The 651-nt window shown below is 36.3% G+C and carries 1 protein-coding gene; it reads left to right on the top strand.

What is annotated here, in order from left to right; genetic code table 11:
* On the top strand, positions 1-651 hold a 651-nt coding region (locus tag QT74_RS07905; protein WP_033765930.1), incomplete at both ends, for a PBECR3 domain-containing polyvalent protein.

The following is a 651-nucleotide window of genomic DNA, read 5'->3' on the forward strand; positions in this document are numbered from 1 at the left end:
AACGGCGTTAAACAAGCGAGCGAAGAAATCAAAGAAAAAGCGCGCGATTTTTCTAATGAAAAACTCACTAACGAGCAAATCAAAGAGCTATTAAATAACGCAGAAATCCCTACAAGCGGGAGAGATGCGATCATTTTTGGAACTAATAACCTAAACCATGAAATCGTTGAATTTATACACAAAAACAACAAGAAAATGATTATAGAAAAAGCCTCTAACAAAGAATTAGAACTTTTAGCTGACGCTAACTTTAAACACCCTGAAAACATAAGAGCGAGTTTAGATCATGATGCTATCGCTCACATACTCAAAAGGCATGGCGTTAATTCTGTTAATGTTAGAAATGGAGAAATCCCTGTTACGAACGAAGACATAGCGAATTACAGATATATCGTTAATAACGCTGATGCAATCCTTAGGACTTTAGACAAATACGATAAAGAAGCTATAACGGCGTTTAAACAAATCAACGGCTATGCGGTAGTGGTGGAGCAAGCGATCAATAAGAAAAATGAATTAGCTTTAAAAACAATGTATAAGAACAATGGGAGTTATAAAAATAATGAAGTTTATAAAAAATTTTCAAGCACCTCACTCGACGCTGATGCGAAGGTGCGCCATAGGTTGAGTTCCTATAGTGGTGCTACAGAG

The organism is Helicobacter pylori SA213A (genome assembly GCF_000476275.1).
Classification (GTDB): Bacteria; Campylobacterota; Campylobacteria; order Campylobacterales; family Helicobacteraceae; genus Helicobacter; species Helicobacter pylori_CL.